This is a genomic window from Enterococcus gilvus ATCC BAA-350 (assembly GCF_000407545.1).
GTDB lineage: Bacteria > Bacillota > Bacilli > Lactobacillales > Enterococcaceae > Enterococcus_A > Enterococcus_A gilvus.
The window spans coordinates 784,555-810,302 of record NZ_ASWH01000002.1 but is presented as its reverse complement, the minus strand read 5'-3'; the positions used below and the strand labels follow the sequence as shown (position 1 = coordinate 810,302).

Annotated in this window: 20 protein-coding genes; 18 read left to right on the top strand and 2 right to left on the bottom strand. The window is 43.8% G+C overall.

Annotated features, from left to right (window positions below; translation table 11 throughout):
- Positions 1-105 precede the first annotated feature (105 nt).
- From I592_RS18930 to I592_RS18900, 6 genes are all read left to right on the top strand, one after another.
- The gene (locus I592_RS18930) at positions 106-1,431 is read left to right on the top strand and encodes a glycine/sarcosine/betaine reductase component B subunit (protein WP_010778958.1); all 1,326 of its coding nucleotides are present in this window, start codon (positions 106-108) and stop codon (positions 1,429-1,431) included.
- 49 nt (positions 1,432-1,480) lie between these two features.
- The gene (grdH, locus tag I592_RS18925) at positions 1,481-2,800 is read left to right on the top strand and encodes a betaine reductase selenoprotein B (protein WP_081633599.1); all 1,320 of its coding nucleotides are present in this window, start codon (positions 1,481-1,483) and stop codon (positions 2,798-2,800) included.
- Positions 2,801-2,875: 75 nt separating this feature from the next.
- Complete coding sequence (locus tag I592_RS18915; RefSeq protein WP_010778961.1) at positions 2,876-4,339, top strand: BCCT family transporter; 1,464 nt, start codon at positions 2,876-2,878, stop codon at positions 4,337-4,339.
- Between the two features lie 184 nt (positions 4,340-4,523).
- Positions 4,524-5,213: a GntR family transcriptional regulator gene (locus I592_RS18910; RefSeq protein ID WP_244265215.1), complete on the top strand. Its 690-nt coding sequence runs from the start codon at positions 4,524-4,526 to the stop codon at positions 5,211-5,213.
- 41 nt (positions 5,214-5,254) lie between these two features.
- Positions 5,255-5,812: a DUF3841 domain-containing protein gene (locus I592_RS18905; RefSeq protein WP_010778963.1), complete on the top strand. Its 558-nt coding sequence runs from the start codon at positions 5,255-5,257 to the stop codon at positions 5,810-5,812.
- On the top strand, positions 5,770-6,369 hold the full coding sequence (locus I592_RS18900) for a DUF3841 domain-containing protein (protein ID WP_044926748.1): 600 nt from the start codon (positions 5,770-5,772) through the stop codon (positions 6,367-6,369). The genes I592_RS18905 and I592_RS18900 overlap by 43 nt, the downstream gene beginning before the upstream one ends.
- A gap of 52 nt (positions 6,370-6,421) precedes the next feature.
- On the opposite strand, the gene abc-f is transcribed toward I592_RS18900, so the two are convergent.
- Positions 6,422-7,915: a ribosomal protection-like ABC-F family protein gene (abc-f, locus tag I592_RS18895; RefSeq protein ID WP_010778965.1), complete on the bottom strand. Its 1,494-nt coding sequence runs from the start codon at positions 7,913-7,915 to the stop codon at positions 6,422-6,424.
- Between the two features lie 637 nt (positions 7,916-8,552).
- Here abc-f and I592_RS18890 point away from each other — a divergent pair.
- The 8 genes from I592_RS18890 (at position 8,553) to I592_RS18855 (ending at position 20,133) form a co-directional block, all read left to right on the top strand.
- Entirely contained in the window at positions 8,553-10,301 is a 1,749-nt protein-coding gene (locus tag I592_RS18890; RefSeq protein WP_010778966.1) for a glycoside hydrolase family 13 protein, read from the top strand.
- A 98-nt stretch (positions 10,302-10,399) separates the two neighbouring features.
- Positions 10,400-10,771 (top strand): DUF1304 domain-containing protein, encoded by a 372-nt coding sequence (locus tag I592_RS18885; protein WP_010778967.1) that lies wholly within the window; start codon positions 10,400-10,402, stop codon positions 10,769-10,771.
- 83 nt (positions 10,772-10,854) lie between these two features.
- On the top strand, positions 10,855-11,367 hold the full coding sequence (locus I592_RS18880) for a YehS family protein (protein WP_010778968.1): 513 nt from the start codon (positions 10,855-10,857) through the stop codon (positions 11,365-11,367).
- Positions 11,368-11,610: 243 nt separating this feature from the next.
- Positions 11,611-14,241, top strand: a complete 2,631-nt coding sequence (gene ppdK / locus I592_RS18875; RefSeq protein WP_010778969.1) for a pyruvate, phosphate dikinase — start codon at positions 11,611-11,613, stop codon at positions 14,239-14,241.
- A gap of 611 nt (positions 14,242-14,852) precedes the next feature.
- Complete coding sequence (gene pepV / locus I592_RS18870; protein WP_010778970.1) at positions 14,853-16,271, top strand: dipeptidase PepV; 1,419 nt, start codon at positions 14,853-14,855, stop codon at positions 16,269-16,271.
- Between the two features lie 86 nt (positions 16,272-16,357).
- Complete coding sequence (locus I592_RS18865) at positions 16,358-18,277, top strand: OPT/YSL family transporter (protein ID WP_010778971.1); 1,920 nt, start codon at positions 16,358-16,360, stop codon at positions 18,275-18,277.
- Entirely contained in the window at positions 18,270-18,635 is a 366-nt protein-coding gene (locus tag I592_RS18860; protein ID WP_010778972.1) for a PqqD family protein, read from the top strand. The genes I592_RS18865 and I592_RS18860 overlap by 8 nt, the downstream gene beginning before the upstream one ends.
- A 337-nt stretch (positions 18,636-18,972) precedes the next feature.
- Positions 18,973-20,133 carry an MFS transporter gene (locus tag I592_RS18855; RefSeq protein ID WP_010778973.1) on the top strand — a complete coding sequence of 387 codons (1,161 nt, stop codon included), beginning with the start codon at positions 18,973-18,975 and terminating at the stop codon, positions 20,131-20,133.
- A 39-nt stretch (positions 20,134-20,172) separates the two neighbouring features.
- Here I592_RS18855 and I592_RS18850 read toward each other — a convergent pair whose 3' ends face one another.
- On the bottom strand, positions 20,173-20,451 hold the full coding sequence (locus I592_RS18850) for a zinc ribbon domain-containing protein (protein WP_010778974.1): 279 nt from the start codon (positions 20,449-20,451) through the stop codon (positions 20,173-20,175).
- Between the two features lie 211 nt (positions 20,452-20,662).
- Here I592_RS18850 and I592_RS18845 point away from each other — a divergent pair, with 211 nt between their 5' ends.
- The 4 genes from I592_RS18845 to I592_RS18830 all read left to right on the top strand — a co-directional run bounded on the left by I592_RS18845 (position 20,663) and on the right by I592_RS18830 (position 25,740).
- A complete protein-coding gene (locus I592_RS18845) occupies positions 20,663-23,053 on the top strand; it encodes a Xaa-Pro dipeptidyl-peptidase (protein WP_010778975.1) in 2,391 nt (796 codons plus the stop codon).
- Positions 23,054-23,152: 99 nt separating this feature from the next.
- Positions 23,153-24,067: a DMT family transporter gene (locus tag I592_RS18840; protein WP_010778976.1), complete on the top strand. Its 915-nt coding sequence runs from the start codon at positions 23,153-23,155 to the stop codon at positions 24,065-24,067.
- A 48-nt stretch (positions 24,068-24,115) separates the two neighbouring features.
- Positions 24,116-25,096: a TMEM175 family protein gene (locus tag I592_RS18835; protein ID WP_244265214.1), complete on the top strand. Its 981-nt coding sequence runs from the start codon at positions 24,116-24,118 to the stop codon at positions 25,094-25,096.
- Between the two features lie 95 nt (positions 25,097-25,191).
- Positions 25,192-25,740 (top strand): hypothetical protein, encoded by a 549-nt coding sequence (locus tag I592_RS18830; protein ID WP_010778978.1) that lies wholly within the window; start codon positions 25,192-25,194, stop codon positions 25,738-25,740.
- Positions 25,741-25,748: the final 8 nt, after the last annotated feature.

The following is a 25,748-nucleotide window of genomic DNA, read 5'->3' as shown; positions in this document are numbered from 1 at the left end:
TCAATATCTGAAAAATCATATTCATTGCTATAAGGGTACAGGGATCGTAAATCAAATGATTTTTTCTAAAAACCGATTCCTGGAAATGAGAAAGGAGCAAGCAACATGAAATTGGATATCGCAAATTTTCATGTTAATGAGATTCAATTCGGTGAGAAAACAACCTACACGAAGGGTCTCTTGACAATAAATAAAAAAGAAGCGTTAGACGTTGTGTTTGAGGATGAACACATCACGGAGGCAGATTTGCACATCGTTAACCCAGGAGATCACGTTCGGATCGTCCCAGTAAAAGAGGCAGTTGAACCACGGTATCGCGTCGGTGGTGGTCCTGTATTTCCCGGAGTGACAGGCAAACTGATGCAGGCAGGAGACGGTGTAACCCATGCGTTGAAGGGAATGAGCGTGCTAGCTGTAGGCAAACATTGGGGCGGCTTTCAAGACGGACTGATCGACATGAGTGGCGAGGGCGCGAAATATACGTATTACTCTCAACTCAAAAATGTAGTATTAGTAGCCGATACAGATGAAACATTTGAGCATCACGAACAGCAAAAGAAAAACCATGCTTTGCGCTGGGCAGGAATGCGTTTAGCTGAGTATATCGGTGCTTGTACGAAAGGGTTGAAATCGGATGAGGTAGAAACCTATGCCTTGGACCCAATAACCAAGCGTGATGAGGCTGTAGCAAAATTACCAAGTGTTGTCTTTGTTCTGCAACCGCAGTCTCAAATGGAAGATGACGGGTACAACGACTTAAATTACGGCTGGAATTGCAACTGGATGCTCCCAACGCTTATGCATCCGAATGAGGTGCTGGATGGCGCGATGATTTCAGGATCATTTATGCCATGTTCATCGAAATGGTCGACCTATGATTTCCAAAATTTTCCGATGATCAAACGCTTGTATGAAGAGCACGGACAATCGATCAACTTTCTGGGAATCATTATGTCGAATTTAAACGTTGCTTTAGAGCAAAAGGAACGCGCAGCACTTTTTGTTGCACAACTGGCGAAAAGCTTGGGCGCAGACAGTGCAATCGTTGCCGAGGAAGGTTATGGCAATCCTGATGCTGATTTTACAGCGTGCTATGTGGCATTGGAGGATGCGGGCATCAAGACTGTCGGATTGACCAATGAATGTACTGGGCGCGACGGCGCGAGCCAACCGCTGGTATCAATGGATGAAAAATGCGACGCGATCGTCTCTGCTGGAAACGTCTCGACATTGATCGAATTACCGCCGATGGAAACCGTGTTAGGTGAATTGGAAGCTTTGGCGCGGGACGGACTTTCGGGAGGCTGGTCAAATGATGAGATTCTTGGTGCGTCTGTGAAGCCGGACGGTTCTATTATTATGGAAAATAATGCCATGTTCTGCGGCGATCAAGTAGTGGGCTGGTCAACAAAGACGATGGTGGAATTCTAACAAGAGAATAGACACGTCTAGTAGTTGAGTAGGAATTAGGAGGGAAAATATGAAAGCGATTTTATATATCAATCAATTTTTCGGACAAATCGGCGGGGAAGAATTTGCTGGTCATGAGCCGGAAATAAGAGAGGGAATCGTCGGTCCGGGTATGGCTTACGCTAAGGCGTTGAAGGACGAAGTAGAGATCACCCACACGATTATTTGCGGGGATAACTTTATGGGTTCGGAAACCGATGAAGCAATCAAACGAATATTGGAATTTCTAGATGATAAAGAATTTGATATTTTCTTTGCGGGACCAGCGTTTCGAGCGGGACGTTACGGGGCTGCCTGCGGGCATATTTGTTCTGCTGTTCAAAAGAAATTCGGTGTACCCGCAATCACGTCAATGAATGAGGAGAATCCGGGCGTAGAAATGTACCGTAAAGAAATGTACATCTTTCAAGGCGGTGCCAGTGCTGCGGCGATGCGTAAAGATGTAGCGAAGATAAGCGCGTTTGCTTTGCGTTTATTATATGGAGAGACACTTCATTCGGCAGAAGAAGAAGGGTATTTTGGGCGCGGTGTTCGCGACCAAATTTGGTTGGACCCGCCAGTTCCTGCGACGGATCGTGTCATGGATATGTTGCTGAAGAAGGTGAATGGGGAAGCGTATCACTCTGAATTGGTTATTCCAAAATCTGAGAGAGCTCCTATCGCTCCAGCTATTTCTGCCGAAGAATTGACAAAACTGAAAGTTGCTCTCGTTACGTCAGGCGGGATCGTTCCCGTTGGCAATCCGGATCGTATCCAATCGGCATCGGCAACAAAATGGGGGAAGTACAATGTGGAATCGATGGATAGCCTGAGAAAAGGTGAATTTATGACGATCCATGCGGGATTCGATCCAGCCGCAGCCAATGATGACCCAAATGTTGTCCTGCCATTAGATGTATTGAAAGAGTACGCAGAAGAAGGCAAAATTGGCGGCGTATATCCTTATTTTTATGCGACTGTCGGCACAGGGACGACTCAAGCCGAAGCAAGTCGGATGGGACAAGAGATTGCAGAGGAACTGATCGAAGATGGCGTTAAAGCTGTTATTTTAACCTCCACCTGAGGCACCTGTACTCGTTGCGGTGCAACGATGACCAGAGAAATTGAAAAAGCAGGAATCACGATCGTTCAAATGGCGAACTTGATCCCAGTTGCTCGAACCGTGGGCGTCAATCGAATCGTGCCAACGATCTCAATCCCGTACCCATTGGGAGACCCTGCGACACCAAAAGAAGTTCAACATCGCCTGCGTTACCATCGAGTAGGGGTCGCATTGGACGCTCTATCGACGGAGATCGAAGAACCTCGACTTTTTGAAGTGAAAGTTTAATTTGTACTCACGGACGAACCGCCAAACCGCGGTTCGTCTAATAAAAAAACTTTAAAGAGAAGAGGAAACCTAAAGATGAAAAAAAATATCGTTTTTTATGTTTCGCTTTTGATTACAGGATTAATCGTACTGATCGGCTTGATTGCTCCAGACCCATTTGCGCAAGCGATGAATAGCACAAAAGCTTTTTTGGTGGATACATTTGGCTGGTTTTATTTGATCGCGATGTTTGTTTTTGTCATCTTCTCGTTACTTATTGCTTTTAGTCGTTTTGGGAAAATAAAGCTTGGACCAGATGATTCGGTTCCAGAATATAGCAACCGTTCGTGGTTTGCGATGTTATTTGGTGCAGGAATGGGGATCGGATTGGTTTTCTGGGGTGTTGCGGAACCGCTGAATCATTTTACGACTTTTGGCGGTACGGAAAAAGCAGCAGATATGGCGATGCAAAAATCCTTTTTACACTGGGGATTTCATCCGTGGGCAGCCTATTCGATCATTGGAATGGCACTGGCCTATTTTCAATTTAGAAAAAATACGTCTGGACTGATCAGCAGTATTTTTTTACCGATTTTAGGAGAAAAAGGCGTGAGAGGGCCTATTGGTAAACTCATTGATATTTGTGCAGTTTTTGCGACCGTAGCAGGAATCGCTACATCGTTGGGACAAGGAACCTTGCAGATAAATTCAGGGCTGAACTACCTATTTGATATTCCAACGACGAGGTTGGTTCAGATAGTGATCATCGTCGCACTGACCATTGTCTATACGTGGACCGCAGTCAGCGGGATCGATAAAGGAATCAAGCTGTTATCAGATATTAATTTGTTTTTAGCGATTGCGATTTTGCTCGGTGCATTTTTGGTAGGGCCTAAAATCATGGCTTTGAATATTTTTACGAACTCATTTGGCGGCTATATCAATACGATCGTGTCAGAAAGCTTTTCAATCAATCCTTTCGGGGACAATGCGTGGCTCGGATCGTGGACGATTTTTTATTGGTCGTGGTGGATCGCCTGGGGGCCGTTTGTTGGAACGTTCATCGCTAGAATCTCAAAAGGAAGAACCATCAAAGAGTTTGTTTTGGGCGTCATCATCGCTCCTTCAATGGTGTCGTTTATTTGGTTCTCGATTTTTGGCAGTCTTGGTCTTCATTTAGACATTGAGATCATTAACAAGGCAAAAGAGGTCACAGAAACGGCTCTTTTTGTTGTTTTTGCTGAATACCCATTAGGCATGCTCTTTTCTATTATCGCGATTTGCCTATTGTGTACCTTCTTCATTACATCGGCCAATTCGGGTATTTTTGTTCTATCAATGTTCTCATCGGAGGGCGACTTGAACCCCGGAAACGATAAAAAGATTTTGTGGGGTGTCATTCAGGCGATGTTGGCCTTGGTTCTATTGATGACAGGCGGGCTGGATGCGCTACAAACGTGTTCAATCGTAGCAGCGCTTCCCTTGACGGTGATCATGCTGTTATGTGCGGTTTGTTTATTTAAAGCCTTGCTGCTAGAAAAGCCTGAATCAATAGAATGATCTAATTGTTCATGTGAATACAGGCACAATTTTACTTTGCTCATTTTCCGTAAACGAGTGCGGAGGTATGGTTGTAATAAAAGGCAAAAACAATCAAATCCCGAACGACAAGAGACTTAGTAAAGGCTTTCTGATATAATTAATAAGATATATCAGAAGGGATGCTGATTCATTTATGGATATTATGCCTAGATACGAAAAGCAAAGTTTAAGCGACATGGTCGTGTCGTATGTGAAAAACAGAATCTTGTCGGGCACATTAAAAGGCGGCGACCGTTTGATTGAGACAGACATTTCGAATAACTTCAATATTAGTCGTGCGCCTGTGAGAGAAGCGATGCGCATTTTAAATGAGCAAGGATTGATCACGTTTTCCCCTCGTAAGGGAAACCACGTGATTGAAATGGGACCAGCAGAGATCATGGAAGTGTTTGAGATCCGAACTTCTCTTGAAACGCAAATTTTACATAAAATTTTGCGGAATCAAATGATCAAGGAAGCGCATTTTCAGAAACTAACGGAAATTGCTTTAGAAATGAAAGATGGCGAAGAGCGTTGCCGCAATGAAGAGGACAAAGTCTTTTTGTTCAATACGCTTGATTTGTCGTTTCATAGATACATCTGGCAGTTGTCAGGGAGTGTCAGACGGGCGCAGATTTTAGAAAGTCTATACTATCAATTGCTTATCGCAATGAATGAAGACCTGTCCTCTTTAGGAATCCTTGAAAAAAAATCGGAGGAACACTTGGCTTTTGTAGAGGTTTTACGGAAAAACGAACTGCCATCCGTGGTCCGCGCGTTCCACACGCATATTCAAGATTATGTCAGAGCTACGTTGCCAAATGAAGAGAAAAATTTTTGTTTGGATTGTTAAGAGAAACCAATTTTTTGTCTCTTTCAATCTAAGGAGGAGACATGGCAAATAAAGTAAAGGTTTGGACGAAACAGCATGAAGGCATTTTACAGGTGCTAGACCAAACAGGGCGTTTTCTGGCGCAAAAAAACTATATTCAGCAGAAAATGGAAGACCATGCCCCATTGTACCTTGGTGTGTATGAATGGTATTTTCATAGAGCTTCAAAGATTGTTCCGCCGCCCATCGATGCAAAATACCCGATCTGGGTCTCCCTTTCGAAAGAAGAAAGGATCGCGAACAGTGAAGGGAATGTTATTTTAGAGGTCGAACTGGAGAAAGAGCAGCTGCTCATTGTTGATCTGTTGAAGTGGGGCAATATCGTCAATCATTTGTATATCCCTAAAGATTTAGCGGATCAAAAGGAACATGCAAGAATGCTGAATACGTATGGAATTGATGATGTGACTGCCTTTATGACACCGTTTTATCCCAATATCAAACGAAAAATCGAGCAAAGCCATGACCGCCTTTTCGACGACACTAGTGTGCTAGGAGAGAGGAAAGTGGGGACGATATGGGAAATTCGCACGGAATGGATTACGAAGATAATAAGGTAACACTGTACACGTCTCAAAGCCAAGAGGTTGTTGCGAACCTACTCGAATCGGGCAGGCATCTAGTTAAAAATGCGTATATAAAGGAAAAGTATGGGGAGACTTCACAAGTATTCCTCCAAGCCTATGGGTGGTATCGTCAGCACGCTGCACAGATCGTTGAGCGACCGCCAGCAGCAGAGTCTGCGATCTGGACGTTTTTAGATGCGAAATATGTCAATCATTCGCTGGACTCACAAATAATTAAATTACGTGTTCCAATTGAAAAAATCGTTTTTTTCCGTATGTCTGATTGGAATAAAATTTTGAATTTGCGTTTATTGGGCACGCTTGAAGAGCAAGCGGCCTATGCTGCTCAGTTAAAAAAATATAGGATTCGTTATGAAGGCGACGTGTACACCACTGGTTTTTATCCGCATCTGAAAGCAGAACTGGTGCGCAGCTGGCAAAAGCTTTTTCAGTATGATCAAGCGATCAAAGAAATGAAATGCTTGCCGTTTGAAGATATTCAAGGGGGAATCTGGGAGATTCAAGCTTGTTGGATCGATGCAATTTTTTAAATCAGAGACAAGAATAAAACGAACCGGCTGAGGAAAACTCGGCCGGTTCGTTTTATTTTTTCAGAGGTTGCTGCTGGGCGTGGATGTTTTCCAAAAATGTTTGGTCGTGTTCTACGATCAGCATCGTAGGCTTCACTTGCAATAAGAGGTCCTCCAGTTGTTTTTGATTAAAGACATCGAGGTAATTTAGCGGTTCATCCCAGATATACAGCTCTGCCTCTTGCGCGAGGGATTTGGCCAGCTCGACTTTTTTACGTTGGCCCATACTCAGTTCCTCAATTCGATTTTGAAACACATTGCGTGCCATGCCTAGTTTTCGCAAGTTGTTCAAGAAGGCAGAGTAATCCAGCCGATGGGCCTCCGCAAAATCTTGCAGGGTCCCACGATTGTTTTCGTAATTCTGTCGAACATAACTGATTTTTATTTCTGGGTGAAGACATATTCCCTTCGCTTCACCTGAAAAAGTTCCCAACAGGTAATGAAGAATACTGGATTTTCCAATGCCATTGGGACCGGTCAAGGCAACGATCTCACCACGCCGTAGCTCAAAAGAAAGAGGTGAAAATAGGGCGTCGTGATCAGGATAGGACAAACTCAAATCTTCTACCTTTAATAGTTGCGTGTGTCGACTGGCTTGGTAATGCATCGTTAAGCGGTCGACATCTTCCAAATCCTTCAAGAGGCCTTCTTTTGCTTCGATTTGATCGTACATTCGTTGTTCGATGTTTTTTGAACGCTTCATGGTACGTGCAGCGCGTGCGCCGATAGCTCCAGTATCAAAAATACCGCCGCTGCCTTTTTCTGTAGATTTTCCATATTTATCTTTTTCTCGTGAACGAGACCATTCCGCTTTTTCAGCCGCCGTTTTTTTCAAGCGGCTGACTTCTTTTTTTATTTTTCTATTTTGAGCCAGTTCAAATTCATCTCGCAACGCCTTTTGTTCTTCATAGGTTGCGAAATTTCCTTGATAAAGAACGAGCTGACTTTTTTCAATCGCGAGGGTATGGTCGGTCACCTGATTTAGAAATTGGCGGTCGTGGCTGACGATAATAAAGCCGTCTTTTTGTTTCAAGTATTCGGCCACATGCTGCCGTCCTTGCAGATCGAGATGATTGGTCGGCTCATCGATCAAAGGAAAGAAATTTTCCTGAGTAAAAAGCAAAGACAGTAAGACTTTTGTTTGTTCGCCGCCCGAGAGTGTCTGATACGGCTGCCACAAGACTTGTGGGTCTAAATGGATCAAATTCATTTCCCGTTCGAGCTTCCATAATTCAAAATCGGCCGCTGCTTGCAAGGCGTAATAGGTTAACTGTTCGGCCTCTTCAATCGCGGTGGGAAAATAAATAGGGTGTAAAGGAAACTGAATCTCTCCTTGATACGGGTAGTTTCCTAATAGTAACTGCAGCAATGTTGTTTTTCCACGACCGTTGCGGCCGACTAACCCTAATTTCCAACTGCTATCGATGGTTAAATTGGCTTTGTCAAACAAGGGGTCCACTTGTTTATCAAAACCAAACGTTAACTGTGTAATTTTAATTGTAGACATAAAAATTCCTCCTCCTGTTCCACCATGGAACAAAAAAATCCTCCCCATTTTCAGGAAAGGAGTAGGAGTTTGATAGTCGTTTGCGGAAATAGTTGAGAAGCTGGCAGCTCGCTTAGGAAAGAAGAATGCTTTTTTTTAAGGTCGGAAATCAATTTTATTTTCCTGCACCGATTCCTCTGTTAAACTGCGTAGTCACTACATGCGCGAATTGATTTAATGCCTGCTTGCGCTCAGCAAATTGCGACCGCAAACCGACAAAAAAAGACCATCCGTTGAAAACCTAAGCCAGTCCTGAAAATCTGCCCACTGATCCCATCAACATAAGTCAATTCTAGATCGGTTTGCAGCTTCCAACAGTCGCTTAGTTTTTCAATGGCATGATCCCTCGTTTCAATAATTATTATAGTAATTAAAACAAAATTACGTGGCTTTGTCAAAAAAATACGGACGCAGCCGCTTCCCCAAACATGCTACGCCCTGGAGTGATCCTCGATAAACGAGGCGAAGAAAATTTTTTCTTCTATAATTATAGTAGCATATTTCAAGGAAAAAAATGTATTTGAACGCTCGAAAAAGGTCAAAGTGGAGTCGCTAACATTTTTTTTGGTACAATAAAAGTAGAAATGGAGGTGGAGGGATGAACGAAGCAGGAATATATCATCGTCCCGAAAGTGAATTTGCGTTTCTTTACACGAAAGAACGGATGAGGATTCGCTTGCAGACAGCTCGTAATGAGATAAAGAGCGTCGGATTGATCGGTGGGGACTTTTATCTCTTTGCCGAAGAGCAATGGTACCATCAGCAGCGGCCAATGGAGAGAAATTATACGACGGATACCCATGATTTTTGGGAGATTGAAGTTATGGCTCCCCATCATCGTTTGGCCTACGCTTTTTGTATTACGGATTATGCGGGAAAACAGGTTTTTTATACAGATCAAGGACTATTCAGCTACGACGAGGATCACCTGACACAGGATAATTTGTATTTTCGGATGCCTTATTTTCAAGAGATTGATCGTTTTAAGGTTCCAGACTGGGTCCATCAAACAGTCTGGTATCAAATTTTTCCAGAACGTTTTTACAACGGAGATGCTTCGAACGATCCTGAAAATGCTCTTGCTTGGGGAAGTGAAAAGCCGACACGGGAAAACTTTTTTGGCGGTGATCTGCAAGGAATCATCGACAAGCTGGATTATTTGGAGGAGCTGGGGATAAATGGCCTGTATCTCTGTCCGATCTTCACTTCGCCGTCGAATCATAAATATGACACGGTCGATTATTATGAGATTGATCCTCATTTTGGTGATAAGCGAATTTTTCGTGAGTTGGTGGAAAAAGCTCATGAGCGCGGCATGCGTGTAATGCTGGACGCGGTCTTTAATCATCTTGGCGCGAGCGCTCACCAATGGCAGGACGTCATCTTGCATGGGGAAGAATCCGATTACGCGAATTGGTTTCATATTGAGACTTTCCCACCACGGTATACGGCGGTCGAGAATTCAGAAAATGCGAAAAATCTAACTTACGATACGTTTAATTTCAATCCGCACATGCCGAAGCTGAATACGGCGAATCCAGAAGTGCAGCGCTATTTGCTTGATATAGCGACGTATTGGATTCGCGAATTTGACATCGATGGCTGGCGGTTAGATGTTGCCAATGAAGTCGACCATCATTTTTGGAAAAAATTTCATGAAACGGTGTTGAAGCAAAAGGAAGACGTGTATATTTTAGGAGAAATTTGGCATTCGTCACAGCCCTGGCTGCAAGGAGATGAATTCCACGCGGTCATGAACTATGCTTTTACCGACAGTATCAAAGGTTTCTTTGTGGAACGATCATTGTCGATCTCGCAAATGATTTTTGGGATGAATCGCCAGCAATTGCTTTATCGGGATCAAACCAATGAAGTCAGCTTCAATCTTTTAGATTCTCATGACACTCCGCGAATCCTAACGTTATGCAACGGAAACAAGGGCATGATGAAAGCAGTCTTAACGTTTATGTTCATCCAAAAAGGCACCCCTTGTCTGTATTACGGAACCGAAGTGGGGATGGAAGGAGCGATGGACCCGGATTGCCGGCGGTGTATGATCTGGGAAGAGCAAGACCATGAGCTGCACACCTTCTTTAAGCAATTAATCGCTTTGCGAAAGCAATTTTCTGAAGTATTTAGTTACGGAACAATGACGTGGCACTACGATGATGATAGACGAGCGGTTTCTCTGACGCGAACGTATAAGGAAAAAACGGTGGTCGCGACTTTTAATGAAGGCGACATGCTGGAAACGAAAAAGCACGGCCGTCATTTATTTGGCGCCAATTACCATGAAGAAGACGGGTATCAGTTACGGACCCATGGGTTTATCATCGAAGAGGTGTAAGCATTTTTGTTTGGAGAATCCGAAGAAGATGACTATAGTAGAGGGATAAACGAACGCTGCCGTAATGAATCGGCAGACGTCTAAGGGAGAAAACAACCATGACAGTTATCATCTTGCTAGTATCAGGAATCATCGGTCTCCTTCATTTGGTGATCATGGGATTAGAGATGTTTGCTTCATCAGAAAAACAGGCAAAAACATTTGATATGCCCTATGAATTTGTTACTCAAAAGAATGCGCAGATCGCCTTGAAAAATATGGGGATTTATAACGGCAGCTTAGGTCTGGCGATCTTAGCAAGTCTTCTCATGTTTGAAGGGGATGTACGGCTAAAAGTCTTGCTGCTGTTGAATCTTTTTGTGGTGATCGTAGGGATCTACGGCGGGAAAACCGTCACAAAATCCATTTATGTGATTCAGGCAGCACCCGGGATTCTTGCGGTTCTGTTGATCCTCCTGCATCTGATGTAACAAGATTCGACTAGGATTCACTCCTTAGTCGAATTTTTTTTGTGGTATAGTAAAAGGATCAGGCGAAGGTACGGAGGAAACCAATGAATAATAATGATTTGTTGTTACGATTAAGATATGCGCTGGACATTAAGGATACAGAGATTGTAAAGGCATTCCAGCTTGGCGGCATGACGATCTCCAGAGAAGAAGAAAAGTCGATGCTGACAAAAATAAACAACCAGGATGAAAACGAGAGCGACGGCTTCGACAAAAATGTCTATGAAAAAATGATCAACAATAAGACACTAGACACTTTTTTGAACGGGTTTATTCTTTTGAAGCGTGGCGAGCCGAAAAATGCAGCCGCACAACCACCGGCACCGAAAAGCTCGGAACTCAACCACATGAACAATGTGCTGATCAAAAAGGTAAAAATCGCGCTGGCCCTAACTAGCGATGATTTGCTGGATATTTTAGCAGAGGCAGGGGTGTATCCTTCGAAGGGAGAACTTGGAGCGATTTTGCGAAAAGAAGGGCATCGTAACTTCAAGCCTTGCGGCGATAACTATACACGGAACTTTCTAAAGGGATTGGGTCTGTGTTATCGAGAGTAGCATCATGAAAGAAATAAGAAATTCGACAGACGATTCTTTTTATAGAGAATCGCCTGTTTTTTTGTACGTTGCGAATGATCAGGGATGCGATTGAGGGATGTAAGTGTCTGATTTATTGTGTGCGGCACTTTTTATACGCATATATGATCATAATAAAATTATATAAACATCTTATTGACTTTATATAATACTCGTATTAAACTGAAAATAGATAAAATAAAACTTTTTTAAGAGGAGAAGCGCATGAATCGTTGGGTTTATTTATTTTCAGAAGGATCAAAAGAACAAAAGGATCTATTAGGCGGAAAGGGAGCCAATTTGGCAGAGATGACGAAATTAGGTCTGCCTGTACCGACCGGGTTCACCGTCACAACAGAAGCGTGTTTGTACTATTTAAATCACGGCAATCATTTGACCGATGAAATGAAGGACCAAGTGATGGCTGCTGTGGAGCAGTTATCCGTAAAAACGGGGAAACGATTTGGAGACGTAACGAACCCATTGCTGGTTTCGGTCCGAAGCGGATCAAAGTTTTCAATGCCTGGTATGATGGACACGGTGTTAAATTTAGGATTGAATGATCAAACGGTAGCAGCTCTCGCAGAAAATAGTCAAAATGAGCGCTTTGCTTACGACTGTTATCGTCGCTTGCTGCAGATGTTCGGCAATGTCGTGATGGGGATGGACAACAACGATTTTGAACATCGCATCACCGCGTTGAAAAAAATAAATGGCTTGTCGTTTGATAATGAGTTGACGGCTGACCACTGGAAACAAATTGTAAGCGAGTACAAGGAGATCTATCGAAAAAAATTGCAACGGGAATTTCCGCAAAATCCGATCGAACAATTATATTTAGCGATCGAAGCAGTCTTCGGGAGCTGGAACAACCAGCGCGCGAAAACGTATCGTCGTCTTCATGACATCAGCGACGATCTAGGAACTGCTGTAAATATTCAGGAGATGGTTTTTGGGAACTTTGGTGAAAGTTCGGGGACTGGCGTGGTCTTCTCACGCAATCCGTCATTAGGAGACCCAGGGTTGTTCGGGGAATATTTGATCAACGCTCAAGGAGAAGATGTCGTTGCGGGCGTTCGGACACCGAAGCCGATTCAGGTGCTGGCGGATGAGCTGCCAAAACAGTATAGCCAGTTAAAAGAAATTTGTGAAGACTTAGAAAAGCACTATCACGACATGCAAGATGTGGAGTTTACTATTGAGAGGGAAAAATTATTTATCTTGCAGACCCGCAGCGGAAAACGGACCTCCAAAGCGGCGCTCACCATTTTACTTGATCTCCATAAAGAGGGGATTATTGACGAAAAAGAATTAGTCCGCCGCATCGAAGCGAAGGATTTAGAGGCGGCCTTGCATCCAAACTTTGATGAGCAAGAATTGAAGAACCACGAATCTTTCTTATCTGGCTTGGCGGCTAGCCCGGGCGCTGCAACAGGAGCGGCATATTTTACTGCCGAAGCAGCGACCGAGGCCAAGGCGCGCGGCGAAAGAGTCGTGTTGGTTCGAGAAGAAACATCACCAGAAGACATTGAAGGAATCGCGGTCAGTGAGGCGGTCATCACCAGCCGTGGCGGTATGACCTCCCATGCGGCAGTCGTGGCGCGCGGAATGGGGATTTGTTCCGTCGTCGGCTGTGAGCGGTTGACCGTATTGGAAGAAAATAAAGCAGTGGTGGGGGATAAGGTCATCGAAGAAGGGGCGATCCTATCTGTCGATGGAACAAGCGGACGTGTTTATTTCGGTGAGATTCCGATGGAGGAAGTGACAAATACCGTGGCCTTGGATGAATTGCATGTCATCTGGGATCGCCATGCAGCCATCAAGGTGCGGGCGAACGCGGAAACACCGAACGACATTGAGACGGGCATGGCGTTAGGCGCAGTGGGCATCGGTCTGGCTCGAACGGAGCACATGTTCTTTGAAAGAAGCCGGCTGCTGCAATTTCGGCAGTTGATCCTTGCAGACAGTCTGGAAGAACGACTGGACGTACTGAAGGATCTCAAAGAAGTTCAAAAGCAAGATTTCAAATTTATGTATGAAGCCGCTCAAGGAAAATCCACCACTATTCGTTTGCTTGATCCGCCATTGCATGAATTTTTATCAAAAGGAACCGAAGAATGTCGGGAAGTCGCGAAGGAATTAGGCAAAACATTCAATGAAGTAAAACGGAAAACGGATAATTTGGCAGAGGTCAATCCAATGCTGGGATTCCGCGGACTGCGCTTAGGCGTTGCCTATCCAGAAATCTATCAAATGCAGGCAGAAGCGATCATTGAAGCTGCCTGTGAAGTGACCTTAGAAAAGGGGTACCCGATCGCGCCGGAGATCATGATTCCATTTACCATCGATGCCGAAGAATTTGCCCGCGTGCGTACCTCTATTGAAGGGGCGATCCAGAAGAGTCTTTCTGCTCGTAAACAGGTTTTAGAGTATCAGATCGGGACGATGATCGAGATTCCGAGAGCCTGCTTTGTAGCGGATGAAATTGCGAAGCACGCGGATTTCTTCAGTTTTGGAACCAATGATTTGACCCAGATGGCTTTAGGCTTGTCTCGCGATGATTCTCCAAGGATCATCAATCAATACATGGAGGCGGGGATCTTTGCGGATGACCCATTCCAAGTGCTTGATGTAGCGGGTGTGGGTGCGTTGATGAAGCTTGCCATTGAAAGGGGAAGACAGGTCAATCCACAATTGAAGATCGGTATTTGCGGAGAAGCAGCAGCACATCCAAAATCAATCGCCTTTTTGAACGACCTGTCGATCGATTATATTTCGTGTTCGCCTTTCAGAATTCCGCAGGCGAAAATGACGCTGGCCCAAACAGCGGTGAAGGATCAAAAGCAAGTGGGATAAAAAAACAGATATATGAGTTTTGGATTAAAAAAGTATAGGAATTTGAAAAGAGAGCGCACAATTACGTGTGCTTTCTTTTTTGTTATTGTCTGGATAATTCAAAAATTTAAAATTAATAATAGATAACAAATAAATGAGAGAAACAGATCCTAAATGAATGAAATATAATTTGTAAACGGATTCAACCTTCGTTATACTTCTTATAGGCTTTAAATATGTCATGTCATCTAAAAAGTACCGTTTTTTAGTCAGCTTGAATAACAAGAGAAATATAAGTCGAAGCTTTATTTTTAATGAAAATCAACTTATTTATATCAAATGATGGTTTCTTCACAATGACTTATGAATAAAAATACGGTATAATGCTAACTTGGGAGGTGAAACAAACTGCGGAATTAGGAATCATAGAATAACATTTTAACATTCATGAGCGGTCTTTTCCGTTGATTGTTTTGACGTAGTTCATCCTCAAAAGGGACCGTGAATTCGTCCAATAAAAAATAGTTATTCTACGCTGTCAAAATTTGAGAACTTTATTTAGACATGATCTTTCTAATGAATCTAACAGGTTTCAATACTTGTTACAAAAAAAAGAAAGCAGGGATTAAACAATGACAATTGATTGGCAAAAAGAAGTAGACGCACGTAAAGACGACTTAATGAAAGACTTAGGCGATCTTATTCGCATCAACAGTATCCGCGACGTGGAACATGGAACAAAAGAAGAACCTCTTGGACCTGGACCAGCTGCCGCTTTACGCAAAGTACTAGAATTTGGTGACCGTGATGGCTTCGTTACGAAAAACATCGAAAACGTTGCTGGACACATTGAATACGGTGACGGAGAAGAAATGTTCGGTCTGTTAGGACACGTAGACGTTGTTCCTGTCGACGACAACTGGGATACAGATCCATTTGAACCAGTAGTTAAAGATGGAAAATTATACGCTCGTGGTTCTGCCGATGACAAAGGGCCTTCGATCGCTGCCTATTATGCAATGCGCATCATCAAAGATCTAGAATTACCGATCTCTAAAAAAATCCGCTTTATCTTCGGTACTGACGAAGAAAGTGAATGGGTAGGGATCCACCGTTATATGGAAGTGGAAGAAATGCCAAAAGTTGGATTTTCTCCAGACGCACAATTCCCAATCATTAATGGTGAAAAAGGAATCTTATCTTATGAAGTAACTTTCGCAAACAAAGACAACGCTGCATCTGGCGACTTTGATCTAGTAAGCTTCAAATCAGGCTTACGCACGAACATGGTACCAGGAGATGCAACAGCAGTTCTTAAAGTCAACGACGAAGCAAAAGTTGCAGATATGAAAGCAGCATTTGACGCGTTTATTGAAAAATCAGACGTGAAAGGCGAATTCGCTGAAACCAATGGCGAAATCACACTCACTGTAATTGGTAAAGGTGCCCATGCGCAAGAACCAAAATTCGGTGTCAACTCTGCAACCTTCTTAGCAACCTTCTTAGTGGACTACAAGTTAGACGGCAATGGTGCGAACTTTGTTCAAACAACTGCTGAATACATGCACTTAGATTACAACGGTAAGAAATTAAATGCTTACACAAAACACGATGTAATGGGTGAAACAACTTCTTCAGCGAACTTGTTCGACTATACTTCTGAAGGCGACAAAAAGATCACGATCAATGTTCGTCATCCAGAAGGCATCGACAAAGATACGATCTTAGCGAACATGGAAGACGTTCTTAAAGATGCAGGCGTTTCGATCGCGATCATTGGTGACGTGAAAACGCCTCACTATGTTCCAGCAAGTGATCCATTAGTGAAAACATTATTGGACGTTTACGAAGAACATACAGGTCTTGAAGGCCATGAAGAATCAATCGGCGGAGGTACTTACGGTCGAATCCTAGAACGTGGTGTCGCATACGGCGCAATGTTCCCAGGAGAAGAAAATGTAATGCATCAGCCAAACGAATTTATGCCTATTGATAGCTTGTTCAAAGCAACAGCTATTTATGCTGACGCTATTTATCGCTTAGTTAAATAGTCGGTATTGAGAGGACAGGAATCCTGTTCTTACAGGATTCCTTCACTCATTGGGGAAAAGATAGTAAGGAAGGAATTTCAAAGATAATGAAAAAACTCTCAAAAGACGCTTTTGGTGGAGTAGCTGGGAAAGATTATGTCCCGTACGTAGCTGATAAACCTAAAAAATCTGGTTCACCGATCATTATGGTTTTAGGTATTTTGCTTGCTGCACTTTTTGCTGCATCGACCGCTTATTCAGGTATGAAGGCCGGATTAACTGTAGCAGCTGGTATTCCAGGCGCAATTATTGGATCAGGGCTAGTCGCTCTATTTGTAAAACCTAAAACGATTTTAGGTAAGAACTTATTGCAATTGATGTCAAGTGGTGGGGAATCTGTAGCATCTGGGATGATCTTCGTATTACCAGCCGTAATTTTAGTCGGTGGTAAAGTGAATTTCATCGAAGGTGTTGGTTTAGGAATCGGTGCTGTTTTACTAGGTGTCGGAGTCTTCTCAATTGTTCAAGATTACATGTTGGTCAGCGAACACGGTAAATTAGTTTACCCTGAAGCAATGGCTATTTCAGAAACACTCGTTGCTTCTGATACTGGTGGCGATTCGTTGAAATACATGGGTATCGGTTTTGGTATCGGTGGTGTTTTAACTGCGTTGACTGGTTCAGTTTTCGGTGTGATGAACAATGTCATCAGCTTCGTAAACGAAAGCTTCTACAAATGGAAATTTGAAACAGAAGTGAATCCGTTATTGACAGGTATTGGTTTTATCGTTGGGATGGATGTTTCTGTCTTGATGTTTGCTGGTTCGATCTTAGCGAACTTCGCGATCGCACCATTGCTTGGTTACTTCATGGAAATGGCCAACAGTAACGCACATGTTTGGGACAACGCGTCTCAATTATTAAGTGCATCAAACTTTGCTGTGATCTCAGGTTCTTATGTGAAATACATCGGAGCGGGTATGATGATCTCTGGTGGATTGATCGGCGCGATCAAGTTGATCCCAACAATCATTTCATCTATTTCTGCAACTCTGCAAGGTCGTAAAGATGGCGTTGAGCAAGAAGGCGGCGGAATGCTTCCATTGATCGCTGGCGCTGTTATCGGAATCATCATGGGCTTCATCATCACTGGAAGTGTCGCTATGGCACTTGTTGGTGGGCTGTTGTCAATCATCTTGAGCTTCCTATTCGTTATCGTTGCTGGTCGTTTGACTGGTACGATCGGTACGTCAAACTTGCCAGTATCTGGTATGACGATCGCATCAATGGTTATCTTGACATTGGTTTTTGTTATGATGGGCTGGACGTCAGCTGAAAATACACAACAATTATTAATGTTTGGTACCTTTATCGTATTAGCGATCTCAGTAGCTGGTGGTTATTCACAATCACAAAAAGTGACATTCGTAATGGGCGGAAACTTCAACGAAGGACGCCGTTACTTCTTGATCTCTAACATCGTTGGTGTGGTTATCGTAACAGGTATGATGGTGATCTTGTCACCACAACTAGCGATCACTGGTTCAAATCCTCCATTTGGTTTGCCACAAGCAAACTTGATGGCAACATTGACTTCAGGGATCACTTCTGGTTCATTGCCATGGCACATGGTTATTGCCGGTATCGTAATGGGTATCGTGTTGCACTTCATGAAAGTGCCGATCATGACATTCGCCATTGGTTTCTACTTGCCAATCTCAACAACCTCAATCATTTTAGTTGGTGCGTTGATCCGTCAATTGATCGATGTATTGAATAAAAAAGAAAAAGAAGAAGTTGCTGAAGAACGTATCACTCTGGGTGTCAGCTTGTCATCTGGTTTGATCGCTGGTGGATCGATCGTTGGTTTGATCGGAATCATCTTGCAAGTATCTGGTGTCATTACTCCAGGAACGCCAACAGGCTTCTTAGGATCTAACTGGGCAGCATTCTTGTTACTTGCAATTTTAGTTGTTGCAGTCATCGTTCCATTGTTAAGTGTGAAGAAAGTGAAACACAATGACTAATCAACAGCAACCTGCTGTGAATCCGGAAACGGAAGAGCTGTTGACGCGAGTGTATCGACTGAGAGACGGGCTGCATTATGAGGTACGTGATGGCATCGTGTTTGTTATTACTGAACAAAATGCATGGATTCAACGCGTGTTACGCAAAATCCACTACAAAATCCCGGAAACCTCTGAGATGGAACTCGACAAATACGGCAGCTTCATTCTTCAACAGATCGATGGAAAACGGACAGTCAAAGAAATTGGTGAAAACCTTGGCGCAGCCATCGAAGAAGCCAATGATCAATTGTACGACCGTTTATTGATCTACTTGAATCATTTAGAGAAGAATGAAAAATATATTGAGTTAGTATAACGAAAATGGCCTTCAAGCGTTCGCTTGGAGGTCTTTTTATTTCTATAATATTTAATACTTCCTAGTAGTCGATTTTGATAACTTTATATTGTAAAAGAAAATCGCTAAAAAACTTTTTGGCTTGAAAGACAATGACTATTTTTCTTTGTTTTTGTTAAGGGTTCTAGTGAGTGACCAGTATTTAGCTAACAAGAAAATCAAATTCCTAAACAAATACCGATACAGACAAAAACGGAAAAGTTTAAAAAGAAGGTTTTAAAGAGCGATTCCTCCTGTACAATAGAAGATAGAATGCTTCTCTTCCAGACAATCAGGAAGAGAAAAGAGAGAGGGAAGTATGAAGAAGCGTTTGTTGTTTTTGGGTTTGATTTATTTGATATTTATTAGTCTGGGTTTACCGGATTCGATTTTAGGTGTGGCTTGGCCGATCATGAGCAGCGAGTTTCATGTTGCGGCAAGTTCAGCCGGGGTGATCGCCATGGTGGTTTCAATTGGGACGATTTTGTCCAGTTTTCAAACCAATCGTTTGATCCAGAAGATCGGTGTCGGGAATTTGATCGTCTGCAGCATCTTTTTGACCGTCCTTGGTTTGTGCGGTTTTTCGTTTTCGCAAAACTTTTTCTTTTTGATCATTAGCGCAATACCGCTGGGTCTAGGAGCAGGGGCGATCGACACGGCGGTGAATGATTACGTGGCTTTGCACTATAAAGCCCATCATATGAATTGGCTGCATGGCTTTTGGGGCATTGGCGCTACGCTAGGGCCGATCATCATGGGCTTCTATTTAAAAAATCAAAATTGGCGTGGCGGGTATCTGGTTCTGGCGGCTCTGCAATTTCTTTTAGTCTTAGTGGTCTATGCTTCGCGGAAACAGTGGAAGCAGCCTCAGCTGGTTTCCCACACTAGCAAGGGTCAAGATTCACTGGCAGCCTTGATCAAGCAGCCAGGTGTCATATTTTCTTTGATCTGTTTCATTTTTTATGTCGGGGTAGAGGCCTGTATGGGCTTGTGGGGGAGCAGTTTCCTTGTCAGAGTCAAAGGCGTCCCAGTCTCAACGGCGGCTTTTATGACATCAACATACTATGCTAGCTTAACGGTCGGACGTTTAGCAGCCGGTTTTTTCACCTTCTTTTTGTCGAGCAGGAAACTTTTGTATTTAAGTGAGCTGTTACTACTAATTGGGGTCGTTTTCTTAGCAGTTGGAAGGGGAAGTTTCGCAGCTATCGGCTTTGTCTTTACCGGATTAGGCTCCGCCGCTATTTTTCCGACAATGCTCCATGAGACACCCAAACGGTTCGGAACGAAAAACTCTGCGCGGATCATGAGCTTGCAGCTGGCATTGGCGTATACGGGAACGACCTTTTTACCGCCTTTATTGGGTCTTTTGGCGGAACGCTTCACATTAGCGATTTTCCCTTATTTATTGTTCTTGTTTGGTGGGATTGTTTTCCTGGCCACAGTAATTTTAGAAAGAAACGTACGAAGCAGTCGCCGGTGAGGGATTGCTTTTTTCGTAATCAAAAAGCCGTCGTAATTTTTACGACGACTTTTTCCAACGCTTCAACTCTGGGAAGAAGTCGTTCATAAATGCTAAGGCTTCTTCCTCGGTTTTTCCCTGTTCTTCTAATATTCCTGCTTCTTTCATGTGGGTCAAGCTGATCGCGATCATTTCTTCCATTGTATGGTCATCGACAAAAGCGCCGTGCTTGTAGCAGTAAAGGCAGTACTCCTTATTTTGAGAGCCATCGTGTTCTGTCCCGTGTGTTCCGCTTGTTAGGGGCATGCCGCAACTTTGGCAGTAAGTCATTTCTTCCATTCTTCTTCCTCCTCAGATAATGATCGGTAATCGTTTTCATTGAACTTTAACGAACTTATCGAAAGTATTTGTTATAATTATTTTATCAGAAAAAAGGGGAATCGGTCTGTTTTTTTATTGTTTATTTGAGCGATTGGATAAATGGGATAAAGAAAGAGTGAGAGACCCCATCGGTGTATCTGACAATCTGACTATACGAGGAGAAATGTACATGAAAATCAATCAATTTGGTTTAAAACGAGTCTCACTTGAAGAAGCGAAGAAAGAGTTGATGGCGGCAGGCTTTCTGACGATCGACGCCTCAAAGGACGCGACGAAATTATGGTTTGCGTTTTTACGAAAGAGTTTTTTAACCGTACGGGACGAAAGCGGCTTTATCAGCAAACTTGGCAATTTTTTGGCCGATGAAACGACGGATTTAGCTGATTTCTATCGGTCAAAACAACCGGTCACAAAAGAAGTGTTTTATATGATGGGGTTGCAGCAGCTTGATTTTGAGCCGACGATCGATTTTGATCCCGGAAAAGTTTTAGAAGAAGCAGCTAGAATTGGCATCCCGATGATCGACAGTGACTTTTCCCATAGCGATACCCTCATTGAAGCGTGGTATCTCTTGTTGACGAGTCACACTAAAAATGGATTGAATTATTTGGATAAGCTTGCCTCAGAGGGGTATTACGAGAACAACGAAGTGAGCAGACCGTTCTTTTTTAATGGCAAAGCGCAGGCAGTGTTTGATACGGCGAAACTGATTCGTGAAGTCGTTTATGTGGAGGCACCTCTAGATACGGACAACGATGGGCAGCTGGATTTATTAAAATTAGAAATTTTACGGCCGATTGAAACAGAAGACGGGTTGCAAGTAGGGACCTTATTTACAGCGAGTCCCTACAGTCAGGGTGTCAACGGACCTGCCGGTGAAGCATTGACCTACGATGTCAACGTGCCATTGGAACGAAAAGAACCGACAGAGACGACGTATGAAGAAATACAATACCAACCAACACCAGTGGAATTGCCAGCAGAACGAGAGGTCAAAGGGAAGGCGACTCATGGGACCGAGACCTTTAGCCGTGAAAACAATCATAGCTTAAATGATTTCTTCTTGGCGCGAGGGTTTGCGGTAGTCTATGGTGCCGGGATCGGAACGAGAGACTCTGACGGTATCCAAACCTGCGGCTCTGTCGAACAAACAACGGCTATGGCAGCATACATTGAATGGTTAGCGGGAAACCGTCGTGCCTTTACGAACCGTACAGACAACATTGAGATCAAGGCGTGGTGGAGCAATGGCAAAGTTGCCATGACCGGAAAATCATATCTAGGGACGCTGGCAACGGCGTGCGCGACGCGCCAGATCGAAGGCTTAGAAACGATTATATCTGAAGCCGCGATCTCTGATTGGTATCAATATTACCGCGACAACGGCTTAGTCATCGCACCGGGAGGATTCCCTGGAGAAGACGCGGATGTACTGGCGATCGAGACCTTCAGCAAAATGCGCAATGCGGGCGATTGGCTTCATAGTAAGAAATTCTTCATGGATTATCTAAACGAGATGGCGAAGCTGCAAGACCGCAAAACAGGAAATTATTCTACTTTTTGGGATGAGCGAAATTATCTTCCCTTTATTAAAGATATCAAATGTGATGTCGTGATGGTCCACGGATTGAATGACTGGAATGTGAAGCCGCGTCAAGTTGCAAATTTGTGGGATGCCTTGAAGGAGGTTCCTGTTGCGAAGAAGTTGATCCTGCATCAAGGACAGCACATCTATATCAACAATATGCCTTCTTTGGACTTCCAAGACATGATGAATCTTTGGTTGAGCCACAAGCTTTACGGTGTAGAAAACGATGCGAAGGCTCTCTTGCCAGACATTGTTTATCAAGAAAACACTGCGCCTGAAACTTGGCATACGTTGACCGACTGGGCACCGGCTAGTGAAAAAGTCTATCATTTGGGGGCACAGGAATTAATGGATGCTGCTGCGTCTGGACAGGTGACTTTCAACGACCAATTACCAAAGGAGCAATACGAAGGGTACACCAAAAACATCCCGCTCTGGGAGAAGGAACTAAAAGAAGCGGGACCGATGGATGGGCACCGCTACTTAGCGAAAACAGAGGTATTAAAGGAAGCTATTTTCTTGAATGGACGACCAAGAGTCTCTATAAAAGTAGCTTCGAGTGTGGATTTGGGCATGCTGAGTTTTGAATTGATTGATTTCGGAACGGCGAAACGATTGAAACCTACTCCAGATGTCTTAGCGCCACATGGCTTGCCACTAGGAAGAAATTGGCGTGAAGATAATCTTGTCGAATTCAAATTAGGCGCAGAGGATGAGTACAAGCTGATCACTCGTGGTCATATCAATCTGCAAAATCGGGAGAATGCTTGGAAGAACGACGACCTGAAGGCCAATGAATTTGTCGAGATCGACGTAGTCTTGCACCCAACGATGTATCATTTACCCGCAGGACGACAAATCGGTTTAGCGGTCTACGGGACTGATTTTGGAATGACTGTACGAGGAAATCAAGATATTGCGTACACGATTGACTTAGCAGAGTCGCAAGTGATCTTGCCACTCGGAGAATAAAAAAAGGAACCAATCACAAGGCGTTTTTTGTGATTGGTTTTTTGTCTGTCTGAGAATGCTATAATGAATCAACAAGAAAAGGAATGGAAGGAGTAAAAAATGAAGTTTAAAGGTGTGTTGCTGGCGTGTTCGTCAGGTGCTTTGTGGGCCTTATCGGGTATTATGTGCCAAATTCTTTTTGAGGAGTATCTTGTTTCGCCGGAATGGCTGGTCAGCGTGCGTCTTTTGTCAGCAGGGGTGCTGTTGACTGGATTGACGCTCCTTCAAGAAAAAGGCCGACGCAAGCGGAAAAAATTTACGCCGCGAGATTTTGTCGGTCTGCTGCTGTTTTCTTTGATCGGGATGCTGGGTGTTCAATACACTTACTTTAAGGCGATTCAATATAGCGGTGCAGCGATCGCGACGATTTTGCAGTTTACAGGGCCGATCTTTATCTTTCTATTTTTAGTGGCAAATAAGGAAAAACGGCTTAATTTTTTTGAATTTGTATTGATGGCAGCGACCTTTATTGGTGTTTTCTTTATCGTGATGGAGGGTGGTACGGCATCGCTCAGTCTGTCGACGATGGGCTTTTTTATGGGCATCGCGTCAGCGGTCACGCTCGCCTTCTACACGATTCAGCCGCGGCTGCTGCTAATAAAATACGGGGAAATGCGGATCGCGGGATTAGGGATGCTCATCGCTGGTCTGGCTTTTCAACTGATTCATCCAGTCTGGCGTCCAGATTTCCAGATGGACCGCTATTCAGTTGGACTGGTCATCAGCATCATTATTTTTGGGACGGCACTGCCTTTTTTGTTCCAATTGTCGAGCTTACGGTTCATTGAGGCCTCTTTGGCTAGTGTGCTGACCGTAACGGAGCCGATTTTGGCAACGATCTTGAGTGTGCTGCTTTTTAATAGTCAATTCGCTGGGATGCAGGTCGTGGGCTTTGGCTTGGTTCTCTTCTCCGTCATTTTTCTGACACGGTTGTCTGACAAGAATGAGCAGCCGAAAGAGGAACGAGTAGACTAATCGTTTCATCTGCTTCCTTATCTTTATTCTTTTTTGCCTGTTTGTTATATGATAGGTCAGAAGTATGAAAAAGAGGTGGCAGAAATGAAGGAACGCGTGGTGGTTTTCGGTGATGCGATCATTGCGATCATTTTGACGATCATCGTTTTAGAATTACCGATCCAGACGGCGGCGAACGGTGCTGTCGATATGGTGTCGCTGTTGCGGGCGGTGGGGATCTATTTTATTAGTTTTTGTTTTGTCGCGAATTTGTGGTTTCAGACAGGGTACGCGTTTAACAAAATTGATCAAGTGAAGAACAAAGAATTGGTCATCTACTTATTGCTACTGTTTTTCTTATCGCTGGTCCCTTCAGCGACAAGACTGCTGATCGATGATACGACGAAGCAGACGCTATTGATCTATGGGGTGTTGACCTTGATCGTGACCTTCGTCATGCGTCGATTGATCGTCGCACTAACAGGGCAAGCATTAAAGGATGAGGAACAGCGCAAACGCCGGGTGAACGAGCTGAACAAACAAGACTTGGGGGCGATCGCCTTTCGAATTGTCTGGCTGTTTCTAGGAATGTTCTTTGTGAAGCCGACCTTGATCGTTTACTTAGTCTTGCCGATCATGGCTTTTTTACAAAATATTGTGGACCGCGAGGAAGACAGTTTGATTGCCTCGCTGGACGATGAGCAGCAAGCCGATTATTTCCAAGACCGCAACCAAGTGTGGGGGAATTCCGTTCGGCGGTATTCCACCTTGCTGCGAGACTCGATGAAAGCCAACGGTGGCGCTGACCCTGATCGCTGGAAACAGGTCATGGCTGACTGGGAAGACCACATCAATCATGAGATCGATAAACGCCAGCAGCAATTGTCTTCCTTAGATGGGACGGACAAGCGGCGAGCGGAGAACGAGATCGCCCGCTTAGAAAAGCAAAAACAGAAAATGGCGATGCAAAAAGCCATGACGGAGCGCCGATTCAATCAGCAAAAGGGCTCAAACGATCCGCGGCTAAAACAACCGAAAAATCGTGATTAACTACTGAGGCGAAGAGAAGTTATTCTTTCGCCTTGGTATTTTTTTGTACCCATTATATAATGAAGTATAAATATCGCAAAGGAGTTAAGTGAACTATGTCTGGAACAATGATCGAACACCCAATCAAAATGTACATTCGACGAGATTTAGGCATCACAGTTGAACAATTCGGCAAAGTCGCGGGGATTCCGCAATCAACATTGGCTACTTGGATCAAACGGGAACGACGGGTAGAAAAATTGCCGATTGATTTTTATAGCGCGTTGTCAACCGTTCGCAAGCAGCCGATCGAGAGTGTTTACGGTGAATTGTTAGGCTGGCAGCAGCGCTATGATCGCTACAAGCAAGAAAGCTTACAGGCTATTGCCGAGGAGCAGCCGTTGTTTTCTTTGGCGGCTGAAGAAGGACGCAAGGTTTATCGGAAGTATCGAACCCGTCAGCTGGAAAGTCAGTTGCTAGAACCTGCGAGACGTCTGCGTAAAGCGATCGATCAGTTGAACACGCAGGCGTTTATTCAAGCAATGATCGAAATCTATGGAAACATCGAGTTGGCGATGCCGACGTGGGTCGCGAAATCATTCAATAAAAGTGAGTTGAAGGAAATAGGGCAAGCCTTTTACAATGAACTCTTGATGAAAGGCTAAGCAGCTTT

Excerpts from the sequence above, each read along its gene's own strand:
- I592_RS18885 (WP_010778967.1), top strand. The coding sequence starts at position 10,400 with ATGACAGTTATCATCTTGCTAGTATCAGGAATCATCGGTCTCCTTCAT.
- I592_RS18845 (WP_010778975.1), top strand. The coding sequence starts at position 20,663 with ATGAAAATCAATCAATTTGGTTTAAAACGAGTCTCACTTGAAGAAGCG.
- ppdK (WP_010778969.1), top strand. The coding sequence starts at position 11,611 with ATGAATCGTTGGGTTTATTTATTTTCAGAAGGATCAAAAGAACAAAAG.
- I592_RS18835 (WP_244265214.1), top strand. The coding sequence starts at position 24,116 with ATGATAGGTCAGAAGTATGAAAAAGAGGTGGCAGAAATGAAGGAACGC.
- I592_RS18910 (WP_244265215.1), top strand. The coding sequence starts at position 4,524 with ATGCCTAGATACGAAAAGCAAAGTTTAAGCGACATGGTCGTGTCGTAT.
- I592_RS18930 (WP_010778958.1), top strand. The coding sequence starts at position 106 with ATGAAATTGGATATCGCAAATTTTCATGTTAATGAGATTCAATTCGGT.
- I592_RS18840 (WP_010778976.1), top strand. The coding sequence starts at position 23,153 with ATGAAGTTTAAAGGTGTGTTGCTGGCGTGTTCGTCAGGTGCTTTGTGG.
- pepV (WP_010778970.1), top strand. The coding sequence starts at position 14,853 with ATGACAATTGATTGGCAAAAAGAAGTAGACGCACGTAAAGACGACTTA.
- I592_RS18915 (WP_010778961.1), top strand. The coding sequence starts at position 2,876 with ATGAAAAAAAATATCGTTTTTTATGTTTCGCTTTTGATTACAGGATTA.
- I592_RS18855 (WP_010778973.1), top strand. The coding sequence starts at position 18,973 with ATGAAGAAGCGTTTGTTGTTTTTGGGTTTGATTTATTTGATATTTATT.
- I592_RS18860 (WP_010778972.1), top strand. The coding sequence starts at position 18,270 with ATGACTAATCAACAGCAACCTGCTGTGAATCCGGAAACGGAAGAGCTG.
- I592_RS18830 (WP_010778978.1), top strand. The coding sequence starts at position 25,192 with ATGTCTGGAACAATGATCGAACACCCAATCAAAATGTACATTCGACGA.
- I592_RS18880 (WP_010778968.1), top strand. The coding sequence starts at position 10,855 with ATGAATAATAATGATTTGTTGTTACGATTAAGATATGCGCTGGACATT.
- I592_RS18905 (WP_010778963.1), top strand. The coding sequence starts at position 5,255 with ATGGCAAATAAAGTAAAGGTTTGGACGAAACAGCATGAAGGCATTTTA.
- abc-f (WP_010778965.1), bottom strand. The coding sequence starts at position 7,915 with ATGTCTACAATTAAAATTACACAGTTAACGTTTGGTTTTGATAAACAA.
- I592_RS18900 (WP_044926748.1), top strand. The coding sequence starts at position 5,770 with ATGGGAAATTCGCACGGAATGGATTACGAAGATAATAAGGTAACACTG.
- I592_RS18865 (WP_010778971.1), top strand. The coding sequence starts at position 16,358 with ATGAAAAAACTCTCAAAAGACGCTTTTGGTGGAGTAGCTGGGAAAGAT.
- I592_RS18890 (WP_010778966.1), top strand. The coding sequence starts at position 8,553 with ATGAACGAAGCAGGAATATATCATCGTCCCGAAAGTGAATTTGCGTTT.
- I592_RS18850 (WP_010778974.1), bottom strand. The coding sequence starts at position 20,451 with ATGGAAGAAATGACTTACTGCCAAAGTTGCGGCATGCCCCTAACAAGC.